The 12,712-nt window shown below is 63.0% G+C and carries 23 protein-coding genes; all 23 read left to right on the forward strand.

The annotated features are described in order from the left end of the window. Nucleotides 1-18: 18 nt before the first annotated feature. The 23 genes from rplB to rplQ all read left to right on the forward strand — a co-directional run bounded on the left by rplB (nt 19) and on the right by rplQ (nt 12,622). Nucleotides 19-855, forward strand: a complete 837-nt coding sequence (gene rplB / locus K2U94_RS09210) for a 50S ribosomal protein L2 (protein ID WP_243066924.1) — start codon at nt 19-21, stop codon at nt 853-855. A 4-nt stretch (nt 856-859) separates the two neighbouring features. Next, entirely contained in the window at nt 860-1,138 is a 279-nt protein-coding gene (rpsS, locus tag K2U94_RS09215; protein ID WP_243066925.1) for a 30S ribosomal protein S19, read from the forward strand. 1 nt (nt 1,139) lies between these two features. Beyond that, a complete protein-coding gene (gene rplV, locus K2U94_RS09220; RefSeq protein ID WP_243066926.1) occupies nt 1,140-1,526 on the forward strand; it encodes a 50S ribosomal protein L22 in 387 nt (128 codons plus the stop codon). 10 nt (nt 1,527-1,536) lie between these two features. Then, nucleotides 1,537-2,277 carry a 30S ribosomal protein S3 gene (gene rpsC / locus K2U94_RS09225; protein WP_243066927.1) on the forward strand — a complete coding sequence of 247 codons (741 nt, stop codon included), beginning with the start codon at nt 1,537-1,539 and terminating at the stop codon, nt 2,275-2,277. Nucleotides 2,278-2,298: 21 nt separating this feature from the next. Continuing rightward, nucleotides 2,299-2,712, forward strand: coding sequence for a 50S ribosomal protein L16 (gene rplP / locus K2U94_RS09230; protein ID WP_243066928.1), 414 nt, complete (start codon nt 2,299-2,301; stop codon nt 2,710-2,712). A gap of 10 nt (nt 2,713-2,722) precedes the next feature. After that, entirely contained in the window at nt 2,723-2,935 is a 213-nt protein-coding gene (gene rpmC / locus K2U94_RS09235) for a 50S ribosomal protein L29 (RefSeq protein WP_243066929.1), read from the forward strand. Nucleotides 2,936-2,944: 9 nt separating this feature from the next. Then, on the forward strand, nt 2,945-3,187 hold the full coding sequence (gene rpsQ / locus K2U94_RS09240) for a 30S ribosomal protein S17 (protein ID WP_243066930.1): 243 nt from the start codon (nt 2,945-2,947) through the stop codon (nt 3,185-3,187). Between the two features lie 222 nt (nt 3,188-3,409). Continuing rightward, a complete protein-coding gene (gene rplN / locus K2U94_RS09245) occupies nt 3,410-3,778 on the forward strand; it encodes a 50S ribosomal protein L14 (protein ID WP_155447600.1) in 369 nt (122 codons plus the stop codon). Continuing rightward, nucleotides 3,778-4,095: a 50S ribosomal protein L24 gene (gene rplX / locus K2U94_RS09250; protein ID WP_243066931.1), complete on the forward strand. Its 318-nt coding sequence runs from the start codon at nt 3,778-3,780 to the stop codon at nt 4,093-4,095. The genes rplN and rplX overlap by 1 nt, the downstream gene beginning before the upstream one ends. Next, nucleotides 4,088-4,735 (forward strand): 50S ribosomal protein L5, encoded by a 648-nt coding sequence (gene rplE, locus K2U94_RS09255; RefSeq protein ID WP_425332511.1) that lies wholly within the window; start codon nt 4,088-4,090, stop codon nt 4,733-4,735. The genes rplX and rplE overlap by 8 nt, the downstream gene beginning before the upstream one ends. A 35-nt stretch (nt 4,736-4,770) precedes the next feature. Further along, complete coding sequence (rpsN, locus tag K2U94_RS09260; RefSeq protein WP_243066932.1) at nt 4,771-5,076, forward strand: 30S ribosomal protein S14; 306 nt, start codon at nt 4,771-4,773, stop codon at nt 5,074-5,076. Between the two features lie 10 nt (nt 5,077-5,086). Next, the gene (gene rpsH / locus K2U94_RS09265) at nt 5,087-5,485 is read left to right on the forward strand and encodes a 30S ribosomal protein S8 (protein ID WP_243066933.1); all 399 of its coding nucleotides are present in this window, start codon (nt 5,087-5,089) and stop codon (nt 5,483-5,485) included. 24 nt (nt 5,486-5,509) lie between these two features. Then, complete coding sequence (gene rplF / locus K2U94_RS09270; RefSeq protein WP_243066934.1) at nt 5,510-6,043, forward strand: 50S ribosomal protein L6; 534 nt, start codon at nt 5,510-5,512, stop codon at nt 6,041-6,043. Nucleotides 6,044-6,055: 12 nt separating this feature from the next. Then, on the forward strand, nt 6,056-6,418 hold the full coding sequence (rplR, locus tag K2U94_RS09275) for a 50S ribosomal protein L18 (RefSeq protein WP_243066935.1): 363 nt from the start codon (nt 6,056-6,058) through the stop codon (nt 6,416-6,418). A gap of 132 nt (nt 6,419-6,550) precedes the next feature. Beyond that, entirely contained in the window at nt 6,551-7,123 is a 573-nt protein-coding gene (gene rpsE / locus K2U94_RS09280; protein ID WP_243066936.1) for a 30S ribosomal protein S5, read from the forward strand. A gap of 14 nt (nt 7,124-7,137) precedes the next feature. Continuing rightward, on the forward strand, nt 7,138-7,323 hold the full coding sequence (rpmD, locus tag K2U94_RS09285; protein WP_243066937.1) for a 50S ribosomal protein L30: 186 nt from the start codon (nt 7,138-7,140) through the stop codon (nt 7,321-7,323). Nucleotides 7,324-7,337: 14 nt separating this feature from the next. Further along, complete coding sequence (rplO, locus tag K2U94_RS09290) at nt 7,338-7,817, forward strand: 50S ribosomal protein L15 (protein WP_243066938.1); 480 nt, start codon at nt 7,338-7,340, stop codon at nt 7,815-7,817. Nucleotides 7,818-7,979: 162 nt separating this feature from the next. Next, entirely contained in the window at nt 7,980-9,314 is a 1,335-nt protein-coding gene (secY, locus tag K2U94_RS09295) for a preprotein translocase subunit SecY (RefSeq protein ID WP_243066939.1), read from the forward strand. Beyond that, nucleotides 9,311-9,892, forward strand: a complete 582-nt coding sequence (locus K2U94_RS09300) for an adenylate kinase (RefSeq protein WP_243066940.1) — start codon at nt 9,311-9,313, stop codon at nt 9,890-9,892. The genes secY and K2U94_RS09300 overlap by 4 nt, the downstream gene beginning before the upstream one ends. A gap of 187 nt (nt 9,893-10,079) precedes the next feature. Continuing rightward, nucleotides 10,080-10,448, forward strand: a complete 369-nt coding sequence (gene rpsM / locus K2U94_RS09305) for a 30S ribosomal protein S13 (protein ID WP_243066941.1) — start codon at nt 10,080-10,082, stop codon at nt 10,446-10,448. A gap of 144 nt (nt 10,449-10,592) precedes the next feature. Beyond that, nucleotides 10,593-10,982: a 30S ribosomal protein S11 gene (rpsK, locus tag K2U94_RS09310; protein ID WP_184429257.1), complete on the forward strand. Its 390-nt coding sequence runs from the start codon at nt 10,593-10,595 to the stop codon at nt 10,980-10,982. A 68-nt stretch (nt 10,983-11,050) separates the two neighbouring features. Then, nucleotides 11,051-12,112 (forward strand): DNA-directed RNA polymerase subunit alpha, encoded by a 1,062-nt coding sequence (locus K2U94_RS09315; RefSeq protein ID WP_425332512.1) that lies wholly within the window; start codon nt 11,051-11,053, stop codon nt 12,110-12,112. Nucleotides 12,113-12,217: 105 nt separating this feature from the next. Beyond that, nucleotides 12,218-12,622, forward strand: a complete 405-nt coding sequence (rplQ, locus tag K2U94_RS09320) for a 50S ribosomal protein L17 (RefSeq protein ID WP_243066943.1) — start codon at nt 12,218-12,220, stop codon at nt 12,620-12,622. Nucleotides 12,623-12,712 lie beyond the last annotated feature (90 nt).

Raw genomic sequence — 12,712 nt, forward strand, 5'->3', positions numbered from 1 at the left:
AGGTAAGGAAACAGGCAGATGGCGCTTAAAACGTTCAAGCCGATCACGCCGAGCCTTCGCCAGCTCGTGATCGTCGATCGCGGCGAGCTCTACAAGGGCAAGCCAATCAAGAAACTGACGGAGGGCCAGTCCTCCGCCGGCGGCCGCAACAACACCGGCCGCATCACCGTCCGGTTCCGTGGCGGCGGCCACAAACAGGCCTATCGTGTCGTCGATTTCAAGCGGCGCAAGGAAGGCGCGGCCAAGGTCGAGCGGATCGAGTACGATCCGAACCGCACGTCCTTCATCGCCCTCATCACCTATGGGGACGGCGAGCAGTCCTACATCATCGCGCCGCAGCGGCTCGCGGCGGGCGACACGGTGGTGTCGGGCGCCCAGGTCGACGTGAAGCCCGGCAACGCCATGCCGTTGTCGGCGATTCCCGTGGGCACGATCGTGCACAATGTCGAGCTGAAGATCGGCAAGGGCGGATCAATCGCCCGTTCGGCCGGCTCCTATGCGCAGATCGTCGGCCGCGACCAGGGTTATGTCATCCTGCGCCTGAACTCGGGCGAGCAGCGTCTGGTCCATGGCCAATGCTATGGGACCGTCGGCGCGGTGTCGAACCCCGACCACATGAACACGTCGATCGGCAAGGCCGGCCGGCAGCGTTGGCTGGGTCGCCGTCCGCATAACCGCGGCGTGGTCATGAACCCGGTCGATCACCCCCACGGCGGCGGCGAAGGCCGCACCTCGGGCGGCCGTCATCCGGTCACTCCCTGGGGCAAGCCGACCAAGGGCAAGAAGACCCGGTCCAACAAGACCACCACGAAATTCATCGTGACCTCGCGTCACAAGGCGAAGAAGAAGGGCTAACCCAATGTCGCGCTCGATCTGGAAGGGTCCGTTCGTCGACGGTTACCTTCTCAAAAAGGCGGAGGCCGCGCAGTCCGCCAAACGTGGCGAGATCATCAAGATCTGGAGCCGCCGCTCGACCATTCTGCCGCAATTTGTCGGCCTCACCTTCGGCGTCTACAACGGCCACAAGCATGTGCCGGTGCAGGTGACGGAGGACATGATCGGCCACAAATTCGGCGAGTTCTCGCCGACCCGGACCTTCCATGGCCACGCGGCCGACAAGAAGGCGAGGAGGGGCTGACATGTCGCAGGAAAAGAATCCCCGCGCGCTCAAGGATAACGAGGCCAAGGCGGTCTGCCGCATGATCCGCGTCAGCCCGCAGAAGCTCAACCTCCTCGCCCAGCTCATTCGCGGCAAGAAGGTCGATCGCGCGCTCGCCGACCTGACCTTCTCGCATAAGCGCATCGCCCTCGACGTCAAGAAGACGCTGGAGAGCGCGATCGCCAATGCCGAGAACAACCACGACCTGGACGTGGACGATCTCGTCGTGGCCGAAGCCTATGTCGGCAAGGCTCTGGTGATGAAGCGTTTCCACGCCCGCGCTCGCGGCCGCGCCGGCCGCGTCGAGAAGCCTTTCGCCAATCTGACGATCGTCGTACGCGAAGTCGAAGCTTCGGCCCAGGCCTGAGGAGAGAACGATGGGACAGAAAGTTAATCCGATCGGTCTTCGTCTGGGCGTGAACCGGACGTGGGACTCGCGCTGGTTCGCCAACAAGGGCGAATACGGCAAGTTGCTGCATGAGGATTTCGCCATCCGCGACACGCTGATGAAGGCGTTGAAGCAGGCGGCTGTGTCCAAGATCGTGATCGAGCGCCCGCACAAGAAGTGCCGCGTCACCGTTCATTCCGCCCGCCCGGGCGTGGTGATCGGCAAGAAGGGCGCCGACATCGACAAGATCCGCAAGATGGTGGCGAAGCTCACCGCGAGCGAAGTCGCGATCAATATCGTCGAGGTCCGCAAGCCGGAAATCGACGCGACCCTGGTCGCGGAATCCATCGCGCAGCAGCTCGAACGCCGCGTCGCCTTCCGCCGCGCCATGAAGCGCGCCGTGCAGTCGGCCATGCGTCTCGGCGCCGAAGGCATCCGCATCAACTGCTCCGGCCGTCTCGGCGGCGCGGAAATCGCCCGTCTCGAATGGTATCGCGAAGGTCGCGTGCCGCTCCACACCCTGCGCGCCGACGTCGATTACGGCGTCGCCACCGCCCATACGGCCTATGGCGCCTGCGGCATCAAGGTGTGGATCTTCAAGGGCGAAATCCTGGAGCACGACCCCATGGCGCAGGAGCGCCGCGCCAATGAGATCGGCGGCGACCATTCGCACGATCGCCGTGAACGGCGTGAGCGTCGCGAACCGCGCGAACCGCGCGGCGCGCACTGACAGAGCTTGAGAGTTTGAACCATGCTGCAACCCAAGCGCACCAAATTCCGCAAGGCCTTCAAGGGCCGCATCAAAGGCGTGTCGAAGGGCGGGTTTGAGCTCGCCTTCGGCCAATTCGGCCTGAAGGCGCTCGAGCCGGAGCGCGTCACCGCCCGCCAGATCGAAGCGGCGCGCCGCGCGATGACTCGCCATATGAAGCGCGCCGGCCGTGTCTGGATCCGCATCTTCCCTGACGTCCCGGTCTCCTCGAAGCCGACCGAAGTGCGTATGGGCAAGGGCAAGGGCTCGCCGGAATTCTGGGCGGCGCGCGTCGCCCCCGGCCGCATCATGTTCGAGATCGACGGCGTCCCGGCGCCGCTCGCCCGCGAAGCCTTCGCGCTTGCCGCGGCGAAGCTGCCGATCAAGACGCGTTTCATCGAACGCATCGCCGAGTGAGGACGAGAGGATGAAGAACCAACAGCGCCTGTCCGACCTCAAGGCCATGTCGGACGATCAACTCAACGACGAGCTGCTGAAGCTGAAGAAGGAGCAGTTCAACCTGCGCTTTCAGAAGGCGACCGGCCAGCTCGAAAATACGTCGCGCGTGCGCGTCGTGCGCCGCGAGGTCGCGCGCGTCAAGACGATCGCTGCGCGTAAGCGCGACGCCGCCAAGAAATAAGGTTTTGCCATGCCGAAGAGAATTCTCCAGGGCGTCGTCGTCAGCAACAAGCAGCAAAAGACTCTCGTGGTGAAGGTGGAGCGCCGCTTCACCCATCCGCTGCTGAAAAAGACGGTGCGCCGCACCAAGAACTACCACGCCCATGACGAGGCGGGCGCATTCAAGGTGGGTGACATGGTCTCCATCGAGGAGACCCGTCCGATTTCGAAATTGAAGCGCTGGATCGTTGTGAAAGACGAAGCCAAGGCTTGATTTTTGAGTCGAAATGAAGGAGGAAGCGCACTCGCTTCCTTTTTCAGGGATTTGCGCGGGATCGCGATCCGCGGTGCTGCGAAAATGAATCGTGCGGAAATCCCCGGACTTAGGGAGGACCGCGCAAGCGGAATACGGATTCCCGGAAGGGAGCCGTATCAGGCGTAGTCCGAACGGGAATGAACCCGGACGGAAACCGATCTGAGGGAAAGGCTCGAAGCCATGATTCAGATGCAAACGGCTCTCGACGTCGCCGATAATTCCGGCGCGCGCCGTGTGATGTGCATCAAGGTGCTTGGCGGCTCCAAGCGCAAATATGCAGGCGTTGGCGATATTATTGTCGTGTCCGTGAAGGAAGCGATTCCGCGCGGGCGCGTGAAGAAGGGCGATGTGATGAAGGCGGTCGTCGTGCGCACCGCCAAGGACATCAAGCGCCCCGACGGTTCGGTGATCCGTTTCGACACCAACGCCGCCGTCCTCATCAACAACCAGAAAGAGCCCGTGGGCACCCGCATCTTCGGACCGGTTCCGCGCGAATTGCGCGCCAAGAACCACATGAAGATCATTTCGCTCGCGCCGGAGGTGCTGTAATGGCCGCGAAGATCAAGAAGGGCGATAAGGTCGTCGTGATCGCGGGCCGCGACAAGGGCCGCAAGGGCGAAGTGACCTTCGTGTTTCCGAAGGACGGCAAGGCCGTGGTCCAGGGCGTCAACATGGTGAAGCGTCACCAGAAACAGACCCAGACCCAGGAAGGCGGCATCGTTTCCAAGGAAGCGCCGATCCAACTGTCGAACATCGCGATTGCCGATCCGAAGGACGGCAAGGCGACCCGCGTCGGCTTCAAGACTCTCGACGATGGCCGCAAGGTCCGCGTCGCCAAGCGTTCCGGAGAAATGATCGATGGCTGAGGCGAAGACCCCCAAGAAGGGCGCCGAGAAGGCCGAGAAGGCCAAGGGCGTCGAATCCGTCGCCGCCGCCGGCGCGGTCGCCGGCGCGCCCGAGGGCTATGTCGCGCGGATGCGCAAGCACTACGATGAAGTCGTGCGTCCCAAGATGATCGAGGAGTTCGGCTACAAGAATCCGAACGAGGTTCCGTCGATCGAGAAGATCGTCCTCAACATGGGCGTCGGCGAAGCCGTCAACGACACCAAGAAGGTGACGACCGCGGCCGCCGATCTTGCGCTCATCGCCGGCCAGAAGCCGGTGATCACCCGCGCCCGCTTGGCGATCTCGACCTTCAAGGTGCGCGAGAACATGCCGATCGGCGCCAAGGTCACTTTGCGCAAGACCCGCATGTACGAATTTCTGGACCGCCTGGTGACGGTCGCGCTGCCGCGCGTTCGCGACTTCCGCGGCCTGAATCCGAAGTCGTTCGACGGTCGCGGCAATTTTGCCATGGGCATCAAGGAGCACCTGGTGTTCCCGGAAATCGACTACGACAAGGTCGACACGGTTGTGGGCATGGACGTCATTGTGTGCACCACGGCCAAGACCGACGACGAGGCGCGCGCTCTTCTGCGCGCGTTCAACTTCCCGTTCCGGCAGTGAGGCTCGTCCTCAAACGCGGAGACCAGAGGTAATCCATGGCCAAGAAAAGCAAGATCGAGAACAACAAGAAGCGAGCGATGCTCGCGGTGCAGAAGGGCGCCAAGCGCCTGCGCCTGCGCGCGATCGCCAAAGACCGCTCGCTCAGCGTGGAAGAGCGCTTCGAGGCGACCTTGAAGCTCGCGGAAATGCCGCGCAATTCCTGCATCAACCGCGTGCGTAACCGCTGCGAGGTGACGGGCCGTCCGCGCGCCTATAACCGCAAGCTGAAGATGTCGCGCATTGCGCTTCGCGAACTGGGCTCCAAGGGACTGATCCCGGGCCTGGTGAAGTCGAGCTGGTAAGGAGACCGACATGGCGATCAATGATCCTGTGGGCGATCTGCTCACCCGTATTCGCAACGCCCAGATGCGTCGCAAGTCTTCCGTCTCCACGCCGGGGTCGCGCCTGCGCGCTCATGTCCTCGACGTGCTGAAGGACGAGGGCTATATCCGCGGCTACAGCGTCACGGAATATGGCAACGGCCGCACCGATTTCGAAATCGAGTTGAAATATTTCGACGGTCAGCCGGTCATCCGCGAAATCAGCCGCGTCTCGAAGCCCGGCCGCCGCGTCTATGCGGCGGTGGGCGCACTGCCGCGTGTCGCCAACGGCCTTGGCATTGCGATCATTTCGACCCCGAAGGGCGTTCTCGCGGATCATGCCGCGCGCGACGCCAATGTCGGCGGCGAAGTGCTCGCGACGGTCTTCTGATCCGAAGACGAGGAGGAGCAAACCATGTCTCGTATCGGCAAGAAGCCCGTGGCCGTCCCGGCCGGCGTCACCGCCAAGGTCGAGGGCCAGAAGGTCTCCGTCAAGGGCGCCAAGGGCGAACTGTCCTTCGTCGTCCATGACGACGTTCAGGTTGAAATGAACGACAACCAGATCAAGGTCGACCCCCGCTTTGAAACCAAGCGCGCGCGCGCGCTTTGGGGCACGGCGCGGGCCCAGATCAACAATCTGGTGGTCGGCGTGACCTCGGGCTTCGAGAAGAAGCTCGAAATCACCGGTGTGGGCTACAAGGCGGCGGTCGCGGGCAAGAACCTGCAATTGTCGCTCGGCTATAGCCACGACATCAGTTATCCGATACCGGCGGGCATCGCGATCGCGACGCCGAAGCCGACGGAAATCACCATCACCGGCATCGACAAGAAACAGGTCGGCCAGGTCGCCGCCGAAATCCGCGATTATCGCGGCCCCGAGCCCTATAAGGGCAAGGGCGTCAGATATGCCGGCGAATTCATCTTCCGCAAGGAAGGCAAGAAGAAGTAAGGAACCCGCGTCATGGCTCAGGATAAATCCTCCGAAAGCCGCCGCAAGGCGCGCGTTCGCCGCACCCTCCGCGCCCGCGCCTATGGCAAGCCGCGGCTGTCGGTCTTCCGTTCGTCGAAGCAGATCTACGCTCAGGTCATCGACGACGAGAAGGGCGTCACCGTCGCTTCGGCGTCCACGCTGGAGAAGGACAATCGCGCCGCGCTCAAGACCGGCGCCAATGTCGAGGCTGCAAAGACGATCGGCAAATTGCTCGCCGAGCGCGCGGTCGCGGCGGGCGTCACCGAGGTGGTGTTCGATCGCGGCGCCTATATGTACCACGGCCGCGTCAAGGCTCTGGCCGAAGGCGCGCGCGAAGGAGGTCTGCAGTTCTGATCGGCGGGAATCCCGCCGGTTTAACAGCTCAAAGCCTTCGCCCGGGACGCCTGGCGTTCCGGGCTCAGGCTTTGAGCAATCCCAGCGAGCGGGCGTTCGGCAGAACGTCCCGCGCAAGTGACGGACAGAAAAATGGCTCGTGAAGGTGAAGGCGGTCGCGGGCGCGATCGCAGGGATGAAGAACGCGACAGCGAATTCGTGGATCGTCTGGTCCACATCAATCGCGTCGCGAAAGTCGTGAAGGGCGGCCGCCGTTTCGGCTTCGCCGCGCTCGTCGTCGTCGGCGACCAGAAGGGTCGGGTCGGCTTCGGCCATGGCAAGGCGCGCGAAGTGCCGGAAGCCATCCGGAAGGCGACCGAATCGGCCAAACGCGGCCTGATCCGCGTGCCGCTTCGCGAAGGCCGTACGCTGCATCATGACGTCAACGGCCGCCATGGCGCGGGCCGCGTCATTCTGCGCGCGGCGCCTGCCGGCACCGGCATCATCGCCGGCGGCCCGATGCGCGCCGTGTTCGAGACCCTGGGCGTCCATGACGTGGTCGCGAAGTCGCAGGGCTCGTCGAACCCCTACAACATGATCCGCGCCACCTTCGACGCGCTGAAGGCCGAGGATTCGCCCCGCTCCGTCGCCGCGCGCCGCGGTTTGAAGGTTTCGGTGTTGCAATCCCGTCGCCCCGGCGGCGAGGATGGAACGGCCGAAGGCTGAGGGAGGAGCGATCCATGACTGAAGCCAAGACCATCACGGTCGTTCAGACCAAGAGCCCGATCGGCCGTCCGGCCCATCAGCGCCAGGCCCTCGTCGGCCTCAAGCTCAACAAGATCGGCCGCAAGGCGGTGTTGAAGGACACGCCCGCCATTCGCGGCATGATCGAAAAAGTCGCGCATCTCGTGCGCGTCGAAGCCTGAAGGGAGCGACGCACATGAAGCTCAACGGCATTTCCGACAATCCCGGCGCCTCCAAGGAGCGCATGCGGGTCGGCCGCGGCATCGGCTCCGGCAAGGGCAAGACCGGCGGCCGCGGCGTCAAGGGCCAGAAGGCCCGCACCGGCGTCGCCATCAAGGGTTTCGAAGGCGGCCAGATGCCCCTGCATCGCCGTCTGCCCAAGCGCGGCTTCTGGAATCCCTTCTCCGTGGATTACAATGAAGTCAATCTCGGTCGCATCCAGCAGGCCGTCGAAGCCGGCAAGCTCGACGCCAATGCGCCCGTGACGCTCGAAACCCTGCTCGCCGCCGGCGTGATCTCCAAGCCGCGCGACGGCGTGAAGATCCTCGGCAACGGCGAATTGACCGCCAAGCTGACCTTCGAGGTCGCCGCCGCGTCGAAATCGGCGGTTGCCGCGATCGAGAAGGCTGGCGGCGCGATCAAGCTTCCGGCAGCCGTCGAAACGGCCGGCGCCTGAAATTTTTTGCGGCAAATTTCGTCGAAAAGGGCGTGATTTTGCCGTAGCGAAGATTTACACGGGGCGGCGGACGACGAGTCTCCGCCCCGTTTCTTTCAACTCCCTGGCGGGGCGGCGTCCGCCCAACTCTCATGCGCCCCATGCGCATCCTGGAGCGACAATATGGCCTCGGCAGCTGAACAGCTTGCGGCTAACATCAATTTTGCGGCCTTCGGCAAAGCCGAGGAGCTCAAGAAGCGGATCTGGTTCACGCTCGGCGCCCTGATCGTCTATCGCCTGGGCACCTATATTCCGCTGCCCGGCATCGATCCCGCCGCCTTCTCCGCACATTTCCAGAGCCATCAGCAGGGCGTGCTGGAAATGTTCAACATGTTCGCGGGCGGGGCCGTCCAGCGCATGGCGATCTTCGCGCTGAACATTATGCCCTATATCTCGGCCTCTATCATCGTGCAGTTGATGACCTCCGTCATTCCTTCGCTCGAGCAGCTCAAGAAGGAAGGCGAGCAGGGCCGCAAGGTCATGAACCAATATACCCGCTATCTCACCGTGGTGATCGCGGTGTTCCAGGCCTATGGCATCGCGGTCGGGCTTGAGGGCCAGGCCAATGTCGTGACCGATCCGGGCTGGTTCTTCCGCGTCTCTACCGTGCTGACCCTGACGGGTGGGACTCTCTTCCTCATGTGGCTGGGCGAGCAGATCACGTCGCGCGGCGTCGGCAACGGTTCTTCGCTCATCATTTTCGCCGGCATTGTCGCGGCTTTCCCGGCGGCCATCGGCAACACCCTGGAGCTGTCGCGCCAGGGCGCGATCTCGCCTTTGGTTCTGCTCGGCCTGCTGGTCATGTCCTTGGCGGTGGTGGCCTTCATCGTCTTCATGGAGCGCGCCCAGCGCCGCCTGCTGATCACATATCCGAAGCGCCAGCAGGGCAACCGCATCTATGAGGGGCAGACCTCATTCCTGCCGCTCAAGCTGAACACTTCGGGTGTCATTCCGCCGATCTTCGCCTCCTCGCTGCTGCTGCTGCCGACCACGATCGCGAATTTCGCGGCGAATGGCGGGGCCGGGGGCGTGCTCGGTTTTCTCGCGACCTATCTCGGCCACGGCCGGCCGGCGTACATGTTCATGTATGTGGCGCTGATCGTTTTCTTCGCTTTCTTCTACACCGCGATCGTGTTCGATCCAGTCGAGACGGCGGACAATCTGAAGAAGCATGGCGGCTTCATCCCGGGCGTGCGTCCTGGCGATCGCACCGCCCATTACATCGACCACATCCTGACTCGAATCACGGTTCTCGGCGCCGGCTATCTGGCGCTGATCTGCCTCCTACCCGAAATGCTCATTTCCCAATTTGCGCTTCCGTTCTATTTCGGCGGGACCTCACTGCTGATCGTGGTGAGCGTCACGATGGATACGGTTGCGCAAATTCACGGCTATCTCCAGGCGCAGCAGTATGAGGGGCTGGTTAAAAAGGCCAAACTCAGGGGGAAGAAGAAATGAGGCTGATTCTGCTCGGACCGCCCGGGGCCGGCAAGGGAACCCAGTCGTCGCGGCTGGAACAGAAATATGGCATTCCGCAGCTTTCCACCGGCGACATGCTGCGTGCGGCGGTCAAGGCGGGAACGCCGATCGGCCTGCAGGCCAAGGCGGTCATGGAATCGGGCGGCTTGGTGTCCGACGAAATCGTCGTCGGCATCATCGAGGGGCGCATCGCGGAGCCTGATTGCGCCAAGGGCTTCATTCTCGACGGCTTTCCGCGCACGGTCGCCCAGGCCAAAGCGCTCGACGCCATGCTCAAGCGCCATCACAAGGAGCTCGACGCGGTGATTGAACTGGTCGTTGACGACCAGATCCTGTTGTCGCGCATCGAAAACCGCGCCAAGGAGACGGTTGCGGCGGGCGGAGCTGTCCGCGCCGACGACAATCCTGAGAGTTTCAAGAAGCGACTGGCGCAATATCACGAACTGACCGCGCCGGTTTCCGACTATTACCGCTCGGTCGGCGAATTGCGCACGGTGGACGGCATGGCGGCGATCGACGCCGTCACCGCCGAGATCGACGCCATTCTCGGCAAGTAAAAATTTCCTGAAGAGCGGTTGACGGAAAGCCGTCGCCGTTATATGGGATCGGCTTCACTCCGCGCTCCGGCTTGAAAAGGCTGGAGCGCTGTTTTTCTGTACCCCGGAAGTTCCCAATTCCCGCAAGGGCCGGCCTCCACCGGACGCGGGCGAACCCTGGGCCGCACGGCCCGATATGGAGAGAAGAATGGCTCGTATAGCCGGCGTCAATATTCCGACCAACAAGCGCGTCGTCATCGCGCTTCAGTACATCCATGGCATCGGCTCGAAGAAGGCGGAAGAGATCTGCGAAAAGGTCAATATTCCAGCCGCGCGCCGGGTGAACGAACTCACCGACGCCGAAGTTCTGCAGATTCGTGAAACCATCGACCGCGACTATATGGTGGAAGGCGACCTGCGCCGCGAAGTCGCGATGAACATCAAGCGCCTGATGGATCTCGGCTGCTATCGCGGCCTGCGCCATCGCCGCCAGCTCCCGGTTCGCGGCCAGCGCACCCACACCAACGCCCGCACCCGCAAGGGCAAGGCCAAGCCGATCGCCGGCAAGAAGAAATAAGGTTCGGGGCCTCGCGGCTTCGATATCCGCGGGGCGCTCGTTTAGAGCGCCCGTCGATCGGATGATCATAAGGGCGTTTTGCATTATAGCGCCCGCTCACCCCAGCGTCTGGAATTACGGACGCGCCAGAAGGACTGAAAAAGAATGGCCAAGGACAACACCCGCGTTCGCCGCAGGGAGCGCAAGAACATCGCCTCCGGCGTCGCCCATGTTCATTCCTCGTTCAACAACACGATGATCACCATTGCCGACGCCCAGGGCAATACCATCTCCTGGTCTTCGGCCGGCACGATGGGTTTCAAGGGCTCGCGCAAATCCACGCCCTATGCGGCGCAGATGGCCGCCGAGGACGCCGCCCGCAAGGCGGCCGAACACGGCATGCGCACTGTGGAAGTCGAAGTGTCCGGCCCCGGTTCGGGCCGTGAATCGGCGCTCCGCGCGCTCCAGGCGGCGGGCTTTACCGTCACCTCGATCCGCGACGTGACCCCGATCCCGCATAACGGCTGCCGTCCGCGCAAGCGCCGGCGCGTCTGATTTTTTGAAGGCCGCGCGAGGCCTCGACGGAGGCGTCGCGTGTTTTCCTGACAAACGGCCCCGGCGCCATGGTTGACGAACCGATATGCCCGGCGGCCGAAGGAAGAAACGAGATGATTCAGAAGAACTGGCAAGAACTCATCAAGCCGAACAAGCTGCAGGTCACTTCCGGCGATGACCCCAAAAGGGTCGCGACCGTGGTGGCCGAACCGCTCGAGCGCGGCTTCGGGCTGACCCTCGGCAATGCTTTGCGCCGCATTCTGCTGTCGTCGCTGCAAGGCGCCGCCATCACTTCCGTCCATATCGACGGCGTGCTGCACGAGTTTTCGTCGATCCCCGGCGTGCGCGAGGACGTCACCGACATCGTCCTGAACATCAAGGACGTGGCCATCAAGATGCATGGCGATGGCCCCAAGCGCATGACCCTCAAAAAGGTCGGCCCCGGCGTGGTCTATGCCGGCGACATCGGCGTGACCGGCGACATTGCGGTGCTCAACCCGACCCTGCCGCTCTGCACCCTCGACGAGGGCGCGGAAATCCGCATGGAATTCACCGTCAACACCGGCAAGGGCTATGTTCCAGCCGATCGCAACCGCGCCGAGGACGCCCCGATCGGGCTGATTCCGGTCGATTCGATCTATTCGCCGGTCAAGAAGGTTTCCTACAAGATCGAGCCGACCCGCGAGGGCCAGGTGCTCGACTATGACAAGCTGACCATGCAGGTCGAAACCAACGGCTCCCTTTCGCCGGAGGACGCGGTGGCCTTCGCTGCCCGCATCCTGCAGGACCAGCTCAATGTCTTCGTCAATTTCGAGGAGCCGAAGCGCGAGGAGCACGCGCCGTCGATCCCCGAACTCGCCTTCAACCCGGCGCTGCTCAAGAAGGTGGACGAGCTGGAGCTGTCGGTCCGTTCGGCCAACTGCCTGAAGAACGACAATATCGTCTATATCGGCGACCTGATCCAGAAGACCGAAGCGGAAATGCTGCGCACGCCGAACTTCGGCCGCAAGTCACTCAACGAGATCAAGGAAGTGCTGGCGCAGATGGGCCTGCACCTCGGCATGGAAGTCACGGGCTGGCCGCCGGAGAATATCGACGAGCTCGCGAAGCGCTTCGAGGAGCATTATTGAGTTTTACCACGGCCCTGAAACGGGGCCGGGTTCGCCGCCCGCCAGGGCAAAGCACAGGACGGCCGTTCCTTGGCACGGCGGCCGTAATCAATATGGAGAAGCCACATGTATCACGGTCGTTCCAAACGCCGTTTCAATCGGTCCGCCGAGCATCGCAAGGCGATGTTCGCCAATATGTCGCAGGCGCTCATCAAGCATGAGCAGATCGTGACCACTCTGCCCAAGGCCAAGGATTTGCGTCCGGTGGTCGAAAAGCTGGTGACGCTCGGCAAGCGCGGCGATCTGCATGCCCGCCGCCAGGCCATCGCCCAGATCAAGGACGTGGATCTGGTGAGGAAGCTGTTCGATGTGCTTGGGCCCCGTTACAAGGAGCGCAATGGCGGCTATACCCGCGTGCTCAAGGCCGGCTTCCGCTACGGCGACAATGCCGCCATGGCGGTGATCGAATTCGTCGATCGCGACGTCAACGCCAAGGGCGCGGGCGCCGCTCCGGCTGAAGCGGCGGAATAGTTCCGACAACTTTCGCGCAAAGGGCGGCCATTCGGTCGCCCTTTTTCATTGGCAAACGCGCGCCTATATTCCGACGACTCAACCGGGGAA

Origin of the sequence: Candidatus Rhodoblastus alkanivorans (assembly GCF_022760755.1) — a bacterium.
Taxonomy (GTDB): domain Bacteria; phylum Pseudomonadota; class Alphaproteobacteria; order Rhizobiales; family Beijerinckiaceae; genus Rhodoblastus; species Rhodoblastus alkanivorans.